At 66.8% G+C, this 16,308-nt stretch carries 14 protein-coding genes; 7 read left to right on the forward strand and 7 right to left on the reverse strand.

Features of this window, described 5'->3' with window-relative positions:
• The first annotated feature begins 31 nt into the window (after positions 1-31).
• On the forward strand, positions 32-2,065 hold the full coding sequence (locus AC1DZQ_RS16035) for a phage holin family protein (protein ID WP_476964424.1): 2,034 nt from the start codon (positions 32-34) through the stop codon (positions 2,063-2,065).
• A gap of 5 nt (positions 2,066-2,070) precedes the next feature.
• Here the strand turns inward: AC1DZQ_RS16035 and AC1DZQ_RS16040 are convergent, their stop codons facing one another.
• From AC1DZQ_RS16040 to panB, 3 genes are all read right to left on the reverse strand, one after another.
• Complete coding sequence (locus AC1DZQ_RS16040) at positions 2,071-2,829, reverse strand: MBL fold metallo-hydrolase (RefSeq protein ID WP_476964425.1); 759 nt, start codon at positions 2,827-2,829, stop codon at positions 2,071-2,073.
• 23 nt (positions 2,830-2,852) lie between these two features.
• The gene (locus tag AC1DZQ_RS16045; protein WP_476964426.1) at positions 2,853-3,242 is read right to left on the reverse strand and encodes an SHOCT domain-containing protein; all 390 of its coding nucleotides are present in this window, start codon (positions 3,240-3,242) and stop codon (positions 2,853-2,855) included.
• 271 nt (positions 3,243-3,513) lie between these two features.
• Positions 3,514-4,491 (reverse strand): 3-methyl-2-oxobutanoate hydroxymethyltransferase, encoded by a 978-nt coding sequence (gene panB / locus AC1DZQ_RS16050; RefSeq protein ID WP_476964427.1) that lies wholly within the window; start codon positions 4,489-4,491, stop codon positions 3,514-3,516.
• A gap of 262 nt (positions 4,492-4,753) precedes the next feature.
• Here panB and glnA (AC1DZQ_RS16055) point away from each other — a divergent pair, with 262 nt between their 5' ends.
• From glnA (AC1DZQ_RS16055) to AC1DZQ_RS16075, 5 genes are all read left to right on the forward strand, one after another.
• Positions 4,754-6,094 (forward strand): type I glutamate--ammonia ligase, encoded by a 1,341-nt coding sequence (gene glnA, locus AC1DZQ_RS16055; protein WP_476964428.1) that lies wholly within the window; start codon positions 4,754-4,756, stop codon positions 6,092-6,094.
• Between the two features lie 9 nt (positions 6,095-6,103).
• Positions 6,104-9,115, forward strand: a complete 3,012-nt coding sequence (locus AC1DZQ_RS16060) for a bifunctional [glutamine synthetase] adenylyltransferase/[glutamine synthetase]-adenylyl-L-tyrosine phosphorylase (protein WP_476964429.1) — start codon at positions 6,104-6,106, stop codon at positions 9,113-9,115.
• A gap of 73 nt (positions 9,116-9,188) precedes the next feature.
• Positions 9,189-9,605: a VOC family protein gene (locus AC1DZQ_RS16065; RefSeq protein ID WP_476964430.1), complete on the forward strand. Its 417-nt coding sequence runs from the start codon at positions 9,189-9,191 to the stop codon at positions 9,603-9,605.
• 49 nt (positions 9,606-9,654) lie between these two features.
• A complete protein-coding gene (locus tag AC1DZQ_RS16070) occupies positions 9,655-10,170 on the forward strand; it encodes a GNAT family N-acetyltransferase (RefSeq protein ID WP_476964431.1) in 516 nt (171 codons plus the stop codon).
• A gap of 437 nt (positions 10,171-10,607) precedes the next feature.
• Positions 10,608-11,792 carry a serine hydrolase domain-containing protein gene (locus tag AC1DZQ_RS16075; protein ID WP_476964445.1) on the forward strand — a complete coding sequence of 395 codons (1,185 nt, stop codon included), beginning with the start codon at positions 10,608-10,610 and terminating at the stop codon, positions 11,790-11,792.
• 222 nt (positions 11,793-12,014) lie between these two features.
• Here AC1DZQ_RS16075 and glnA (AC1DZQ_RS16080) read toward each other — a convergent pair whose 3' ends face one another.
• Complete coding sequence (gene glnA / locus AC1DZQ_RS16080; RefSeq protein ID WP_018772378.1) at positions 12,015-13,439, reverse strand: type I glutamate--ammonia ligase; 1,425 nt, start codon at positions 13,437-13,439, stop codon at positions 12,015-12,017.
• Between the two features lie 283 nt (positions 13,440-13,722).
• On the opposite strand from glnA (AC1DZQ_RS16080), the gene AC1DZQ_RS16085 reads away from it, so the two are divergent.
• Positions 13,723-14,160, forward strand: coding sequence for an RDD family protein (locus AC1DZQ_RS16085; protein ID WP_476964432.1), 438 nt, complete (start codon positions 13,723-13,725; stop codon positions 14,158-14,160).
• Positions 14,161-14,453: 293 nt separating this feature from the next.
• Here AC1DZQ_RS16085 and AC1DZQ_RS16090 read toward each other — a convergent pair whose 3' ends face one another.
• From AC1DZQ_RS16090 to AC1DZQ_RS16100, 3 genes are all read right to left on the reverse strand, one after another.
• Positions 14,454-14,816 (reverse strand): DUF3817 domain-containing protein, encoded by a 363-nt coding sequence (locus AC1DZQ_RS16090; RefSeq protein ID WP_476964433.1) that lies wholly within the window; start codon positions 14,814-14,816, stop codon positions 14,454-14,456.
• Positions 14,817-14,946: 130 nt separating this feature from the next.
• The gene (locus AC1DZQ_RS16095) at positions 14,947-15,696 is read right to left on the reverse strand and encodes a DUF4191 domain-containing protein (protein WP_476964434.1); all 750 of its coding nucleotides are present in this window, start codon (positions 15,694-15,696) and stop codon (positions 14,947-14,949) included.
• Between the two features lie 90 nt (positions 15,697-15,786).
• Positions 15,787-16,308 (reverse strand): lipoyl synthase (locus AC1DZQ_RS16100; RefSeq protein ID WP_476964435.1); only part of this gene is annotated, 522 nt, incomplete at its 5' end.

Below are 16,308 nucleotides of genomic sequence, written 5' to 3' on the forward strand. Positions count from 1 at the left end.
CCAGCCGGTTGCCGCCAGCCATACTGGGAAAATGCCGACGCGCGTTGCCCGCACCCGCGGCGCCCGAATCACCGACCTCGTCAGGCTGGCCGCTGCCTGGGCTGCCTCGACTGTTGCCCTCATTATCACCGGCGCGCTGCTGCCGGGGTTCTCGGCAACCAGCTGGTGGTCCTACGCCGCCGTGGCAGCCGCCGCCGGCATCGTCGGCCTGGTCCTGCGCCCCGCGCTGGTGGAGATCTCTGCCAGGGTGGGCTGGCTGGCAGTGCTGCTGACCGCCCTGGTCGGGCAGGCCCTGATCATGTACGTCGCCATCCGCCTGGTGCCCGGCATCGAGTCGACGCCATTGACCGCCCTTGCCGCAACCTGGGTCAGTGCCGTCGTCGGCACGCTCATCTCGTGGGCCACCACGGCCGGCACTGACGACGGCCTGATCACCTCACTGGCCGGAAGGGCACGCCGGCAGGAAACGGTGACCGATCCGGAGGTCGACGGCGTCCTATTCGTCCAGCTCGACGGTGTCCCCTTCCCGGTGCTGCAGTGGGCAGTCCAGTCCGGGGCAGTACCCCACCTCCGGCGCTGGCTGACCTCGGGGGAGTACCAGTTCCGTGAATGGACTCCCCAGCTGCCTTGCACCACGCCAGCGAGCCAGATGGGCATTCTGCACGGCACCGTAGACGGGATCCCGGCCTTCCGGTGGTACGACCGTGAACTGAACCGGGTCCTGGTGGCCAACCGTCCGGCAGACGCCCGGGTGATCGAGGAGCGGCACAGCACCGGCCAGGGCCTGCTCTGCGACGACGGCGTCTCCATCTCGAACCTGTTCACCGGTGACGCGCCCCGATCGTTTTTGACGATGAGCAGCGTGGAGGTCCGGCGCGGCTCCACCCAAACCCGCCGGGCGTTCGCCTGGTTTTTTGCCACGCCGAATGGGTTCATGCGCAGCTTCACGCGGACCGTCGGGGAGATCCTCAAGGAGCGTTGGCAGGCCCGGAGGCAGATCAAGCGTGACCTCCACCCGCGTGTGCACCGGGACTGGACCTTCGCCCTGCTGCGGGCAGTGACCAACGGTCTCCTGCGAGACCTGAACACGGCCCTGGTGGCCGAGGAGCTGCGCCGCGGCACCAAGAGCATCTACGTCGACTACGTTGACTACGACGAGATCGCCCACCACGCAGGCATGTTCCGGCCCGAATCGCTCGCCGCCCTGGATGGCTTGGACCGTACACTCGGAGCCCTGGCCGAGCTCGCCGGGACCGCTCCCCGCCGCTACCGGCTGGTGGTGCTCTCGGACCACGGCCAGTCCCAGGGCACCCCGTTCGCGGACAGGTATGACCAGACGCTCGGCGATCTGTGTGCGGAACTGATGCAGGAACACGTTCAGAACGTGGACGCATCCGTCGAGGGGCTCGGGCGCGCGGACTCCATCGCCGGCGACGTCGCCTCTGGCGGGTTGACCGGGAAACTCGCCGGCCGTGCCGATGAGGTGCTGACCAAGGCACAAGCGACGCCGGCTCCGGGCGACGCCGCCGAGGATCCGGTGGTCGTGTTGGGCTCCGGCAACCTGGGCCTGGTGTACCTGCGGGGGGACCGGCGCTTGACGCTCCAAGTCCTCGAGAGCCAGTGGCCGGCCTTGATCCCCGGGCTGGCGGGTCATCCCGGCGTCGGGTTCGTTGCCGGCATCGATGACGACGGCCAAGCGTGGGCGATCGGGAGCGGTGGGCGCCTCAACATCAGCAGCGGGGCGGTGGAGGGCACCGACCCGCTGGCCGGCTTCGGGTCCCATGCGGCGCGGGTGCTGAAGCGTGCGTTGATGCACCCCGAGGCGCCGGACCTTTACGTCAACAGCACGGTGGATCCCGTGACCGGCGACGTCGCAGCGTTCGAAGGCCTCGTGGGATCCCACGGGGGCCTGGGTGGTTGGCAGGACCGCGCCGTGCTGATCGGCCCGGTCGATCTCATGGCGGGGCTGCCCGAGCGGATCGAAGGTGCCGGAGAACTCCACCAGGTGCTGGTGGCGATGCTCGAGTCCTGCGGCCAGCGCGCCACCACGGCGTCCCGTGATTGAGCGGCTTACACGGGCGCCAGCCATGACTGGCCGGGAGCGAGGATGACTGCCGTGCAGCCAGGAGCCTGATCCGCCACGGCGTCGGCAAACCGGTGCCCGGGCCGCTCGAGCCAGCTCCGGGCAAAGTAGGTGACGAACGGAGGGTGCAGCGTCCCCCAGTGCACGGGCAGGGCGAACCGCGCACCGCTCATCGCGACAGCCCGGGCGGCCGTCTCCGGATTCAGGTGTCCCGCCGAGAGCCTCGGCCCCCACCCCCACACCGGCACCAGGGCGACATCGATCGGCCCTCCTGCCATCGCGGGGAGCGCGGCCATCTCCGGAAACAACTCCGTGTCACCGGCGATCCACACGACGCCCGAAGGGCCCCGAACGAGCTGGCCGTTGGCGTCGTTGGGACGGTGCGGCATAGGGCGGCTTCGATGCTCGGCTGGCACCTGGCGAATCTGGACCCCGCTGCCTACCGGGGTCCAGCCGTCACCCAAGGAAACTGTGTGCGTCAGCTTTCGTCGACGCAACCAGGCAACGTTCGCCGGTGCGCTCATCAGCGCTGCCCCGCGCAGCATACGCAGGGAGCGCACCTCGGCGTGGTCGTGGTGCAGATGGGAGAGCAGCACCACGTCCGGTCGGCTCCACGACGCCGGGTCCGGCCGTGGAGCCAGGCGCCGCAACAGCCCGGCATGGGCACTGAGCAGCGGATCGGTCAGGACCCGAACCCCGTCAAGATCCAGAACCACCGAGGAGTGACCAAGCCAGGTAATTCTCATGCCCGGCGCAAGCGGTTGTCGCGTCAGGCCAAGGCCTTTGCCTTAAGGGAATCAAACTCGGTCTGGTTGATGGCTCCGGAATCGAGCAGCGCCCTGGCATCGGCGATCTGGGCGGCGGGACTGGACGTCGAGCCTGCAGCCTGCTTGATGTACTCCTGCTGGGCAGCCTGCTGCTGGGCCAATGCCTTCATCTGACGATCAGCCATGCTGCGGCCCCGGGCGATCAGGTAGATGAGGGCGCCGAGCCAGGGAACGAAGATCAGCAGGATAACCCAACCAGCCTTGGCCCAGCCGCTGAGCTCGTGGTCGCTGAACAAGTCCATCAGGCAGCGGAACCACACCATCAGCGCAGCGATCCAGATGAAGAACCAGAAACTCCACAGCAGGACGTCCCAGAAGCTATTCGTGTCCATCGATACTCCTCCACTTGTGTCCGCCGGAGCCTGACCCAGCGCTTCGCGCATGAAACCGTCCGGGCCGGCGGAACATCTTGAGGCCTGAAGCAGACCTTAACGGTCAGCCTGCCCGGACGGGCGGCGCAACGCATCCCCCGTGAAGGATGAGGTGTCGGCCCAGTTCAGGGTCTGCACACGAGTACCGAACGCCCCGTGGCCCGGCAGAGTTGCCCCGGCGCCCTCCCCTCCGTAGGAGCGGTGGGCGAAGCGTCACGTCGAAGGCGCGGAACTAGAAGGAGTGTTCCGGGCCGGGGAACTGGCCAGAGCGCACATCGTCGCCGTAGGCTTTGGCGGCGTCACTGAGGGACGTGCGCAGGTCGGCGTACTGTTTGACGAATTTCGCCATCTTTCCGCCGCGCAGGCCCGCCATGTCCTGCCACACCAGGACCTGTCCGGTCGTGGCGCTGCCGGCGCCGATGCCCACCGTGGGGACGTCGACGGCGGCATCCACGGCGGCGGCCGTGGCGGCCGGGACCATTTCCATGAGCACGCTGAACGCGCCGGCCTCGGCCAGCGCGACGGCGTCGTCGATCAACCGCTGGGCGTCATCGCCGCGGCCCTGGACGCGGTAGCCGCCGAGGGAGTGCTCGCTCTGCGGGGTGAAGCCGATGTGCGCCATGACGGGGATGCCGGCCTGGACCATGGCGCGGACGGTCTCGGCGTAGAACTTTCCGCCTTCAATCTTGACGGCATGGGCCAGGCCCTCTTTCAGGAACCGGACGCCGGTGGCAACCGCCTGCTGGGCGGAGACCTCGTAGCTGCCGAACGGCAGGTCAGCGACCACCAGGGCCCGCCGCGCGGAGCGGGCGACGGCCCGGCACAGCGGAAGGAGCTCGTCCACCGTCACGGGAAGGCTGGTCTCGTTGCCAAAGACGTTATTGGAGGCCGAATCGCCCACCAGGAGCACCTCGATGCCTGCCTGGTCAAAGATCTCTGCGGTGTACTGGTCATAGGCGGTGAGCATGGCGAAGCGCTCACCGTTGACCTTGGCGGCCTGGAGATGATGCGTGCGGATCCTGGCCGCCGGTTTCCGGGACGCCTCCGCAGTTCCACCGGTGCTCCCGGCGGCGGACCCGCCGGTGCCGCCGGCTGTGGTTGCCGCCGACGTACCGGAAGGGGCGGCCGCTGAAGCCGCTGCCGGGCCGCTGCCGTAGGGGGCCGCAAGTTCTGCGGGCGTGCTGGAATCGGAACTGTTACTTGAGGCCATGCCACGAGCGTAGTGCGAGACGAAGTGCCGCAGCTACCGGGGGGCGCCCCGGTTTGCAGTGAATCACGTCACACAGGCGGCCCGTGCGTCCGCGGAATGCCGCCGCATGCAGCGAATTCGTCCGCCTTTGTGTTAACGGCGTGTTACACCGGGGTCCGGCTTCAGCAATCGGTGCCAATGCTTAGTAAAGTGAACCGTGAGTAGCCGCGGGGCCCATGAATGCCGGGCCTGGGGCGGACGGAAGAACCGGAAAGAGGCCAGTATGGACCGCCAGCAAGAGTTTGTCCTGCGGACGATCGAAGAGCGCGACGTGCGGTTTGTGCGCCTGTGGTTCACCGACGTCGTCGGATCGCTCAAGTCCGTTGCCCTGGCTCCGGCCGAGGTGGAAGGCGCCTTCGAGGAAGGGCTCGGATTCGACGGGTCCTCGATCGAGGGCCTGGCCCGCGTCTTTGAATCCGACATGCTCGCCCAGCCGGATCCGGCCACGTTCCAGATCCTGCCGTGGCGCGGCGAGACCGAGGCCACGTCGCGGATGTTCTGCGACATCCTGACGCCCGACGGCGAACCCTCCGCCGCGGACCCGCGCAACGTCCTCAAGCGCACCCTGGCCAAGGCCGCGGACATGGGCTTCACCTGCTACACGCACCCCGAGATCGAGTTCTACCTGCTCAAGTCCCAGCAGCCGGGCCCCGACGGATCACCCATCCCCGTGGACGAGGGCGGCTACTTCGACCACGTCCCGGGCGGCGTGGCCCAGGACTTCCGCCGGACCGCCGTGACCATGCTCGAATCGGTCGGCATCTCCGTGGAATTCAGCCACCACGAGGCAGGCCCAGGCCAGAACGAAATCGACCTGCGCTACGCGGACGCGCTCCAGACCGCGGATAACATCATGACGTTCCGCACGGTCATCAAAGAAGTCGCGCTGCAGCAGGGCACGTATGCCACCTTCATGCCCAAGCCCTTCACCGCCCACCCGGGCTCCGGCATGCACACGCACTTCTCCCTGTTTGAAGGGGACACCAACGCCTTCTACGAGGCCGGTTCCGAGTTCCAGCTTTCCGAGACGGCGCGCCAGTTCATTGCCGGCATCCTCAAGCACGCCCCCGAATTCACGGCCGTGACCAACCAGTTCGTGAACTCCTACAAGCGGCTATGGGGCGGGGGAGAGGCGCCAAGCTACCTCAGCTGGGGCCACAACAACCGCTCCGCGCTGGTACGCGTGCCGCTGTACAAGCCCGGCAAGGGCCAGTCCGCGCGGATCGAATACCGTGGCATCGACTCCGCCGCCAACCCCTACCTGGCCTACGCTGTGCTCCTCGGTGCCGGCCTCAAGGGCATCGAGGAGGGCTACCAGCTTCCCGCGGCGGCCGAGGACGACATCTGGTCGCTGAGCTCGGCAGAACGCCGCGCTATGGGACACGACCCGCTGCCTGCGAGCCTGCACGACGCGATCCGGACCATGGAGGATTCCGAACTCATGCCGCAGATCCTCGGCGAGCAGGTGTTCGAGCACTTCCTGCGCAACAAGCGTGCAGAATGGCAGGACTACCGTCTCCAGGTGACGCCCTACGAACTGCAGCGCAACCTCGGCATTCTGTAGGCTGCCCCAATGAGCCTGGCACGACGCCTCATTGCCGCAGGCTTCAGTGATCTGGACAAGGGCGAGCGGTTCCTGGCGGCCAGGGAACTGGAGGGGCTCGACCAGGACGCCCTGTTCGCGGGGCTGCAGCTGGCGGCGAACCCGGACACGGCCCTGCAGTCCCTGGTCCGGCTGATCGAGAAGCACCCGGAACTGCGCAAGCTTGCCGTCGCGGACCCGGAAAGCAGCGAACCGCTGTACCGGGTCCTGGGGGCCTCCGAGGCGCTCGGTGAGTTCCTCATCCGCCACCCCGAACACCTCGACGCCTTCGACGTCCGGGTCAGCCCGGAACCGCTGCCCGCGGACGCCGTGGCCCTGCGGACCCGGCTTCTGCAGTCGGTGCGGGCCGATCCCAAGTCTGCCCGGCCGGTGGCTGCCCTCAGTGGACAGGAAGCCTACGCGGCCCTGCGCACCGCCTACCGGCGCGGGCTCGTGGAGCTCGCCATCAAGGACCTGTGCGCGGCCGATCCGCTGGACTTCATGCCGGCTGCGGGCGCCGAACTGGCAGATCTCGCCGGCGCCGCCCTCGAAGCGGCCCTCGCCGTATCCCGGGCCGAGGCGGCGGAAAAGTTCGACGCCGCGGAGGTGGCCGACGTCGGCCTCGCCGTAATCGGCATGGGCAAATGCGGCGCCCGCGAACTGAACTACATTTCCGACGTCGACGTCATCTATGTGATCGATCCGGGCGCGCTTGAGGACACCCGGGCCACCACCATCGGCACCGTCCTGGCTTCCGGGATCTCGCGGGCGATCATGTCCACGAGCCGCGAACCCGGGCTGTGGGAAGTAGATGCGAACCTCCGGCCCGAGGGAAAGTCGGGGCCACTGGTCCGGACCCTCGCCTCGCACGAGAGCTATTACGCGCGCTGGGCCGAGAGCTGGGAATTCCAGGCCCTCCTGAAGGCCCGCACCATCGCCGGCGACACCGCCCTAGGGGCCCGCTACGAAGCAGCCGTGACGCCCTTGATCTGGTCCTCGGCCGGCCGGGAGGGCTTTGTCGAATCCGTCCGCGGCATGCGCCGCCGCGTCACTGAGCACATTCCAGCCGATGAGGAGCAGCGGCAGATCAAGCTGGGCCGCGGAGGACTGCGCGACGTCGAATTCACCGTCCAGCTGCTGCAGCTCGTGCACGGCAAGTCCGATGAATCGTTGCGCTGCCGGGACACCACCTCGGCCATCGCCGCGCTGTCCGCCGGCGGGTATATAGGCCGCTCCGACGCCGCGGAGTTCGACCGCGACTACCGCTACCTGCGGCTGCTCGAACACCGGATCCAGCTCTTCCAGCTGCGCCGGACGCACCTGATGCCGGTCAACGAGGCATCGTTGCGGTCCCTCGCCAAGGCCGTCCTGGGACCCTTCTCCGCCGAGCGGCCCAAGCCGGACGCCCTGGTCGCCGCCTGGCGAAAAACCAAGCGGTCCGTGCGGGAACTCCACGAACGCATTTTCTATCGCCCCCTGCTCAATACCGTCGCCACCCTGAGCAGCGAAGAGGCACGCCTGACCCCGGAAGCCGCCCAGGGCCGCCTCGCCGCCCTCGGCTACCTCGATCCCCCCGGCGCCATGCGGCACATCGAGGCCCTCACCGCCGGCGTGAGCCGGCGCGCCGCCCTCCAGCGCCAGCTCCTGCCCATCCTGCTGGACTGGCTCGCCGACGGCGTGGACCCCGACGCCGGGCTGCTCGCCTTCCGGCGCGTCAGCGAGGCCCTCGGCACGACGCACTGGTACCTGGGCATGCTGCGGGATTCCACCGCCGCGGCCGAGCGGCTCTGCCACGTGCTGGCCAACTCCCGGCTGATCGCGGACCTGCTGGAGGTTTCGCCCGAATCAGTGGCGTGGCTGGGCACGGACAAGGACCTGGTGCCGCTGAGCTTCGAATCCCAGTGGCTTGAAATCACCTCGAAGATGTCCCGGCACGCAGACCCGGAGAGCGCGATGCGGTTGATCCGGCTGATCCGGCGCCGGGAAATCCTGCGGATCGCCATTGCGGACAGTGAGGGGCTGCTTGACCAGGACCAGGTGGGGGCAGCCCTCGCCGACACGGACCGGGCCGCCGTCCTGGGGGCGCTGCGCGTGGCGGAGACCATCATCACCGCCGAGGAACCACTGAAGACGCACGTGCTGGTGGTCGCGATGGGCCGTCAGGGCGGCCGGGAGATCGGCTACGGCTCCGACGCCGACGTCATGTACGTCCACCGCGGACTCCCCGGCGTGCCGGAAGAGGAGGCCCAGGCGCAGGCCTTGCAGATCGTGGGCAAGCTCTCCAGCCTGCTGACGCAGCCGCTCAAACCGGCGATCCTGGCCGAACGAGTGCTGGCGGTGGACGCGGACCTGCGCCCCGAGGGCAAGAGCGGGCCGATGGTGCGGTCCCTGGCGTCCTATGCCGAGTACTACCGCCGGTGGTCCCTCGTCTGGGAGGCCCAGGCGCTGCTGCGGGCGCGCCCAATGGCCGGCGACGATGCCCTGGCCGAGGATTTTGTGGCGCTGATCGATTCCATCCGGTACCCGGAGTCATTGTCCGACCAGGACGTGCGGGAGGTCCGGCGGGTCAAGGCCAGGGTCGAGGCGGAGCGCCTGCCGCGCGGCGCCGATCCCGCCCGGCACCTGAAGCTTGGCCGGGGCGGGCTGAGCGACGTCGAATGGCTGGCCCAGCTGCTCCAGCTCCGGCACGCCGGCAGGCACCCGGAGCTGCGGACCACTTCCACCGTGGAGGCGCTCGAGGCGGCCGCGGCCCTGGACCTGGTGGACGCGGGGGACACGGTCATCCTGCTCCGGGCCTGGCGGCTGGCGAGCCGGATCCGTTCGGCCAACGTCATCTGGACCGGCCGGGCCTCGGACCTGCTGCCCTCTTCCCGCCGCGACCTTGAGGCGGTGGCCCGCTGGTGCGGCTATGGACAGGGCAACGCCGCGGAGCTGGAGGAAGACTACCTCCGGTTGAGCCGGCGCGCCCGGGCAGTTTTCGAGCGGGTCTTCTACGGCCAATAGCGCCCGACGGCGGCCTGCCGGCTACTGACATGTCCTACTGACACATGCCGCGGGGCGGTGCTACCTTGGGCCAATGGCCAGGCAACTTTTTGTGAACCTTCCCGTCCGGAATCTCGATAAGACCGTTGAGTTCTTCACGGCGCTGGGATTCTCCTTCAACCCCGACTTCACCGATGAGAACGCCACCTGCATGATCGTCAACGACGGCGCGTACGTAATGCTGCTCGTCGAGACCTACTTCAAGACCTTCACCTCGAAGTCCGTCGCCGCTACGGCCGGAACCGCCGAGGTCATCATGTCCTTCTCACTTGAGAGCCGCGAAGCCGTGGACGAGGTCATCCGCACCGCCCTGACCTCCGGGGGCACGGCATCGGAGGAGGCCCAGGACTACGGCTTCATGTACACGCACAGCTTCCAGGACCCGGACGGCCACCTCTGGGAAGTCTTCTGGATGGATCCGGCCGGACCACCGAAGGACGCTGCGCTGTAGCCGCTTTCCTGTAGGCGGCGGACGCCGCCCGCGCGGGTACGCTGTCTACATGTCTGGACATGTATGGCTGCTACCTTTGAAGAACCTCGACGACGACGCCCGGGCCATCAAGCTTGGGGAGATTGCGCTGCTGGAGCTCGGCGAGGGGCAGCAGAAGTTCGTGGGCCAACCGCTGCGGATGATGCTGATCGGGCTCGAAGAAGAGTCCCGTCACCCGTTCGCCGTGGATGAGAACGGGACTGCCGTCGGCGTGCTGACGCTCCAGGCCGGAGCGGCGACCCTGGCAGGCTGGCCCGACGACGACTCCGCCTGGCTCCTTCGGGGCTTCCTGATCGACCGGCGCCAGCAGGGCAAGGGCCTCGGCACCCTCGCCGCAGAGGCCGCATTGCGGGAGGCGGCCAAACTGACGGCGGGCCTGGGCAGCGGCCAGGCCGGCGTCGTGCTCTCCGTCAACGAACTGAACCCCGGCGGGGTGGCCGCCTACCGCAAGGCCGGATTCGAGGACCGCGGCCGCTACGAAGGCGGCGACGCCGGCCCGCAGCGCATCATGTACCGGGGATTCTGACCGGCAGATCACGTCGGCGCTGGCGCCACCTTGCGTTGACGCCAGCGCCGTCCCAGGTTTGGCGAGGATTGATTTCTCGGTTCTCGTTGTGCGCAGTCATGGCTGCAACCGTAGCGGTTAGGCCACCCCGCGGGGCTCTTTTGCGGGCGGTGTATGCGCGAAATTGGGATCCCAGCATCCGTATGGGTGTGTGTCAGTTTCCGAAGTCGACTGCACAACCTTGGGAATTGGGCTGGAGAGAGTCCGATTGGGGAACGTATAGCTACGATCGGCGCTGGGTGCTGAGTTTCATGGTCACGGGGCGTCGAGACTCCGCTGCTGCTCTAGGCGGGAGGAGGGTGCTCTTTCCAATAGTCAGCGCCCTGGCTGCGGAGGGACTTTACGGGCCCGGCCTATCCGCTGGACACGTTTGAGCGTAAAACGATGTCATGGGTGCCATGGCTGCTTGGTGGCGGACGCGTTTTTGTCCGCTCGGTGCCGCAGCTTTCTCCGCGGCTTTGGTTCTCGCTGCGAGCGGTTGCGTGGGGGCCCCTCCCGGTCCTGCTCCGTCGAGCGTCTTCGCGACCCAGGCAGCGACGGATTCTCTGGAACGCAGGGTCCAACACTTCATGGATGGCGGGGCGACGTCCTTAGTTGTTCAAGTGCGATGGCCGGGCGGCGATTGGTCCAAGGCCTACGGGGTGCGAAGCCTGGATAGCAAGGACCCGGCTCAGCCCCAGGACCGGGTATCCGTTGCCAGCATTACGAAGTCGATGGTCGCCGTCTCGGTCTTGAAACTCGTCGACCAGGGACTTATCGGGCTCGATGACCCGGTGAACGGTGTCCTGGAGAGCTTCCGAACCACGCTGCGGCCGCCCGGACCGATCACCGTCCGCCAGTTGCTGAACCACAACTCCGGCATGCCCGATTTCGGAGATTCAGAATACGCGGCGGGACCACTGAGGCAGGTTGCGAACACACGGCTCAGCATGCAACGAGGACTCGAACTAGCCGCCACGCTTCCCTGGGAGTCCAAGAATGTGGACCGCTTTGCTTACTCGAACTCCAATTACCTGGCTCTCGGCCAGCTGATCGAAAAGCTGCGCGGACGGCCCCTCGCCGACGTGCTCAATCAAGACATCTTCGGACCTCTGGGACTTCAGCACACGTCGCTGGCCGAACCGGACCGCGGGTCTCCGGACAACATCCACGCCTACATCATGGATGGCGGCGAACGGGTCGATGTCACCCAGCCCGAGGCTTTTGTCGGCTCCCCCGCAGGCGGCGTCATCTCCACCACGCAGGACCTCAACAACTTCTACCGGGCCCTCCTCCGCGGCCAGCTCCTTTCCCCCGCCATGCTTGAGGAAATGAAGAAGAAGACCGAATTCTGGGACTACGGGCTCGGTCTAGAGCGGTTTCCTGACGCATGTTCCGGCGACTTCCGCTACGGCCATGGAGGGTACGCATTCGGCTATACGAGTATTTCCATCACGAGCGCCGACGGCGGCAGCCAGATCACGATGACCATGGCGCACGCCCCGCTGCAGTGGCAGGACCCGGCGACTGCACGCCGCGTCGACCTGCTCCAGACGCAGATGCAATCGGCCGCCCAGGAAACCCTCGACCGCCTCTGCCAGTGAACAGAGTGGGGAGCACCGAAGGCAATGCTTTAGGCCGTCAAGGGTCTGCGAACGTGAAGCCCACCAGCGGTCCAACGCGGGTCCAAGGTAACGCCGGCCACACGGGATACAAAAAGGGAGGTGCCGCCGGCGTCGTGCCGGTGGCCACCTCCCTCTTGATCCTCGGAATCCAAGTCCTGCGGACCCTCTGCGGACTAAACCCGGTTTAGCCCTGTGATCTAACTAGACGCCGTAGTAGAGCTCGAACTCGTACGGGTTCGGGCGCAGCGAGAGCGGGCGGATCTCGTTCTCGTACTTGTACTCGATCCAGGTGTCGATCAGATCCTGGGTGAAGACGCCGCCGGCCTGCAGGAACTCGTTGTCCTCGGCCAGTGCATCCAGGGCCTCCTCGAGGGTGCCCGGAGCCTTGGGGATGTCCTTGGCTTCTTCGGCCGGGAGCTCGTAGAGATCCTTGTCGATCGGAGCCGGCGGTTCGATCCGGTTGCGGATACCGTCGATGCCGGCCATCAGCTGGGCGGCGAATGCCAGGTACGGGTTGGAGGAGGGGTCCGGAGCGCGGAACTCGATGCGCTTGGCCTTCGGGTTGGAGCCCGTGATCGGGATACGGATACCGGCCGAGCGGTTGCCCTGCGAGTAGACCATGTTGACCGGGGCTTCGAAGCCCTTGACCAGGCGGCGGTAGGAGTTCACCGTCGGGTTGGTGAAGGCCAGGACGGCGGAGGAGTGCTTCAGCAGGCCGCCGATGTACCAGCGGGCGGTGTCGGACAGGCCGGCGTAGCCCTTCTCGTCATAGAACAGCGGCTCGCCACCGGTCCACAGCGACTGGTGGCAGTGCATGCCCGAGCCGTTGTCACCGAAGACCGGCTTCGGCATGAAGGTCACGGACTTGCCCCAGGCGTCGGCGGTGTTCTTGATGACGTACTTGAACTTCTGCAGGTCATCAGCCGCGTGGGTCAGCGTGGTGAACTTGTAGTTGATTTCAGCCTGGCCGGCGGAGCCGACTTCGTGGTGGCTGCGCTCGACCTCAAGGCCAGCCTCGTCCAGGGCAACACACATGGCGTCGCGCAGGTCGGCCTGCTTGTCGGTGGGGGAGACCGGGAAGTAACCGCCCTTGACCGGAGTCTTGTAGCCGAGGTTTCCGCCCTCTTCCTCACGGCCGGAGTTCCAGTGCGCTTCCTCGGAGTCAATCTTGTAGAAGCTGCCCTGAGGCGAGGACTGGTACTGGACGTTGTCGAACACGAAGAACTCGGCCTCGGGAGCGAAGAACGCAGTGTCGGCGATGCCGGTGGAAGCGAGGTAGGCCTCTGCCTTCTCAGCCACGCCGCGGGGATCGCGGTGGTACGGATCGCCCGTACGCGGGTTCACGATCGAGAAGTTCAGCGCAAGGGTCTTCTCCATGCGGAACGTGTCGATGAACGCCGTCGTGACGTCCGGGATGAGCTGCATGTCAGACTCGGCGATGCCCTGGAAGCCGCGGATCGAAGATCCGTCGAAAAGCTGGCCGTTGACGAAGAAGTCGGCATCAACGCTCTTGGCGGGCACGTTGAAGTGCTGCTGAACGCCAGGGAGGTCGGTGAAGCGGATATCGACGAATTTGATGTCTTCGTCTTTGATGAACTTGAGGACTTCGTCCGCAGTCTTGAACATCTATGCTCCTTACGCATATGAAAAATCTGGCCGTCAGGCACATTTGTCCAGCGCAGCCCAGCGGCGGGGAAGGCAAAAAGCTCCCCCGCTTCGCAGTCGCTGGCAACTGTTACCACCCTAAGGACACGGGATTTCCCCGCAGTGTCCGCATTGTTTCGGGGAGGTTACAGAATGTCCTGACACGTAAACGCTAGTCGCCAGTCCACACTGTGGCCTATCTGGTCCACAGTGTGACACACTACCGCCCACACTGTGGACGGGCCAGAGCCGATAAGCTTGGAGGGTGGTTGATCGCAAAGACATCGGTTCATGGCTCAGCGGGCCGGACACATCCGGCATCTCCAGGTACCCGGGGGAGCGCCTCGGACTGCCCGACACCGGGTCGGGTTCGATCGCCCGCGCCGGCCGGCGCATCCTGGCGATCTGCATTGACTGGGGCATCGCGCTGTTGATCAGCAATTTCGCCTTCGCCGGCGATTCCTGGGCCACGCTTGCCGTGTTTGCCATCGAGCAGATCCTGCTGATCGGCACCCTCGGTTACAGCATCGGCCACCGGATCGTGGGGATCCACGTGGTCCGGCTGGGCGGCGGCCCGGCGGGTCCGATCCCGGCCCTGGTGCGCACACTTCTGCTGTGCCTCGTCATCCCTGCCGTCATCTTCGACCCGGACCAGCGCGGCCTCCACGACAAGGCCGTAAATACCATGCTCGTCCGGATGTAGCCCCTTCCCGTGTCCGACGGCGGTGCCAGGCTGCCAGGGCGCGGCGGTTCCTCGTCCGTTTGCCACGAATGGCCGCTAACCTTCCCGCATGGCGGCCATGTGCGTCAGGCGGGCGCAGCGACGTTGCCAGGCCCGGCGGCCCCTCGTCCGCTTGCCACCAATGGCCGCTCGACCTCCACGTGTCTCGTCCGTTTGTCACGAATGGCCGCAAACGTTCCCGCATTGCGGCCATCTGCGTCAGATGGACGCAGCGATGTTGCCCCGGCGCACAGAACCCGCGGCCCGGGGTGGAACTAGACCCCCGCTGGCTCCTGGGCCGGCGTCGGAGCAGCCTCTCCGGCCTGCACCGCCAGATAGCCGCGTCGCCCGGCCCAGCGCTCAAACCAGACGGTCGCGAAGGGGACGACGGCGGAGAGCCCTGAGAGCAAGGCAACCCGGAACGGCCAGCGCAGCTTCGGCCACAGGCTCAACGCCGCGACTGCGTAGCCGATGAAGAACGCGCCGTGGATCGGCCCGGCAATCTCCACGCCGAGTTCCGTCGTCCGGGTGACCCATTTGAGCACCATGCCCAGCAGCAGCGCGGCCCAGCTGAACGCTTCGGCGATCGCCAGCCCCCGGAAGATGCGGATCATGAGGGCGGTCGAGGGTAATTTCATGCGTGTCTCCAGAGTTCCTGCGTCCGTGTGGACCGACGTCGGGGGTAAGAGAAACGCCCCGGCTGGCGGCCTGAGGTGGCCGTGAACCGGGGCGATTCAGTAATGCGTGGGGCGGTGCTGCCGTCGCGGCTTAGCGTCCGCGGGTCGGGCGCGCCTTGTAGGGATCGATGCCCTTCGGGATGGGCAGGCGGCCGCCAAGTGAGGAAATGCGCTTGGACACGGCGCTGACCTCGGTCTTGGTCAGTTCGCCCTTGAGCTTGTTCATCTTCTTGGCGATCTGGCTGAGCGGGACCTGGCCTTCGCCGCGGCCGCTTTCGATCACGTGGATGGTGACGTTGGGCAGGATGCGTCCAAGACGCTTGCGCTCGGCGTCGACCAGCGGCTTGACCCGGTTGCTGGGACCCTCGCTGACGAGCACGACGCCGGGACGGCCGATGGCGCGGAAGACGGCGTCCTGCGTGCGGGGGTTCACGGCGACGGGCTGGTCCTCAGTGATCCAGCCGCGCTTGAGCGTGCCCAGCGCGGCACCTGAGGCGCCCGGCTGGCCCTCGATCTGTGCGAACGCGGCGCGCTCGGCACGGCGGGACAGGATCAGCGTGGCCGCAAGGGCACCCAAGGCGATGCCGATGATCAGGCCGGTGATCCAGTTGTCGAGCAGGAAACCTACCAGGAGGCTGAGCGCGACAACACCCAGGAAGGCCAGCAACATGAGCCACGGAACCATGGGATCGTGGCGGCGGGTCATCTGGAAGACCTCGCCGATCTGCTTCAGCCGGCTCGGCTTCTTGGCCTTTGCTTCCTTGGGCTTACGGGAGAAAAGACCGCGCTTCGGAGCTTCGGAAGCCGGGCTGGAGTTGCTGGGATCAGGGGAATTCGCCATAGTCCCTTAATTCTACGTGATGGACGGCCAAGGGCCGGCACCGAAGTCATTCGGTGCCGGCCCTGATGTGGAAGGGTGTTAGAGCAGGGTTCAGGAATGTGCCGCGAGCAGCGAGCTGGCTTCCTGGCGGGTGCTGCCGGAGCTTTCGATGTGCGCGAGCTGGGCCGGGATTTCCCAGCCTTTCTTGCGCATCGCGGTGGCCCAGAGCCGGCCGGCACGGTAGGAGGAACGCACCAGGGGTCCGGACATGACGCCGAGGAAGCCAATCTCGTCCGCTTCGTTCTGCAGGTCCACGAATTCCTGCGGCTTGACCCAGCGGTCCACCGGCAGGTGGCGCTCGGACGGGCGCAGGTACTGGGTGATGGTGATCAGGTCGCAGCCGGCCTCGTGCAGGTCCCGCAGGGCCTCGGAGATTTCCTCGCGGGTCTCGCCCATGCCCAGGATCAGGTTGGACTTGGTCACCATGCCGAGCTTGCGGCCCTGGGTGATGACGTCCAGGGAGCGGTCGTAGCGGAACGCCGGGCGGATCCGCTTGAAGATCCGGGGCACGGTTTCGACGTTGTGGGCGAAGACCTCGGGTTTGGAGTCGCAGATCGCCGCGATGTGCTCGGG

The organism is Arthrobacter sp. P1_C12_2 (assembly GCF_056406415.1).

Coding starts and splice junctions, on each gene's coding strand:
- AC1DZQ_RS16095 (WP_476964434.1), bottom strand. CDS start 15,696: ATGGCGAATTCCCCTGATCCCAGCAACTCCAGCCCGGCTTCCGAAGCT.
- AC1DZQ_RS16035 (WP_476964424.1), top strand. CDS start 32: ATGCCGACGCGCGTTGCCCGCACCCGCGGCGCCCGAATCACCGACCTC.
- AC1DZQ_RS16090 (WP_476964433.1), bottom strand. CDS start 14,816: ATGAAATTACCCTCGACCGCCCTCATGATCCGCATCTTCCGGGGGCTG.
- AC1DZQ_RS16075 (WP_476964445.1), top strand. CDS start 10,608: ATGGCTGCTTGGTGGCGGACGCGTTTTTGTCCGCTCGGTGCCGCAGCT.
- panB (WP_476964427.1), bottom strand. CDS start 4,491: ATGGCCTCAAGTAACAGTTCCGATTCCAGCACGCCCGCAGAACTTGCG.
- AC1DZQ_RS16065 (WP_476964430.1), top strand. CDS start 9,189: ATGGCCAGGCAACTTTTTGTGAACCTTCCCGTCCGGAATCTCGATAAG.
- AC1DZQ_RS16060 (WP_476964429.1), top strand. CDS start 6,104: ATGAGCCTGGCACGACGCCTCATTGCCGCAGGCTTCAGTGATCTGGAC.
- AC1DZQ_RS16040 (WP_476964425.1), bottom strand. CDS start 2,829: ATGAGAATTACCTGGCTTGGTCACTCCTCGGTGGTTCTGGATCTTGAC.
- glnA (WP_476964428.1), top strand. CDS start 4,754: ATGGACCGCCAGCAAGAGTTTGTCCTGCGGACGATCGAAGAGCGCGAC.
- glnA (WP_018772378.1), bottom strand. CDS start 13,439: ATGTTCAAGACTGCGGACGAAGTCCTCAAGTTCATCAAAGACGAAGAC.
- AC1DZQ_RS16045 (WP_476964426.1), bottom strand. CDS start 3,242: ATGGACACGAATAGCTTCTGGGACGTCCTGCTGTGGAGTTTCTGGTTC.
- AC1DZQ_RS16070 (WP_476964431.1), top strand. CDS start 9,655: ATGTCTGGACATGTATGGCTGCTACCTTTGAAGAACCTCGACGACGAC.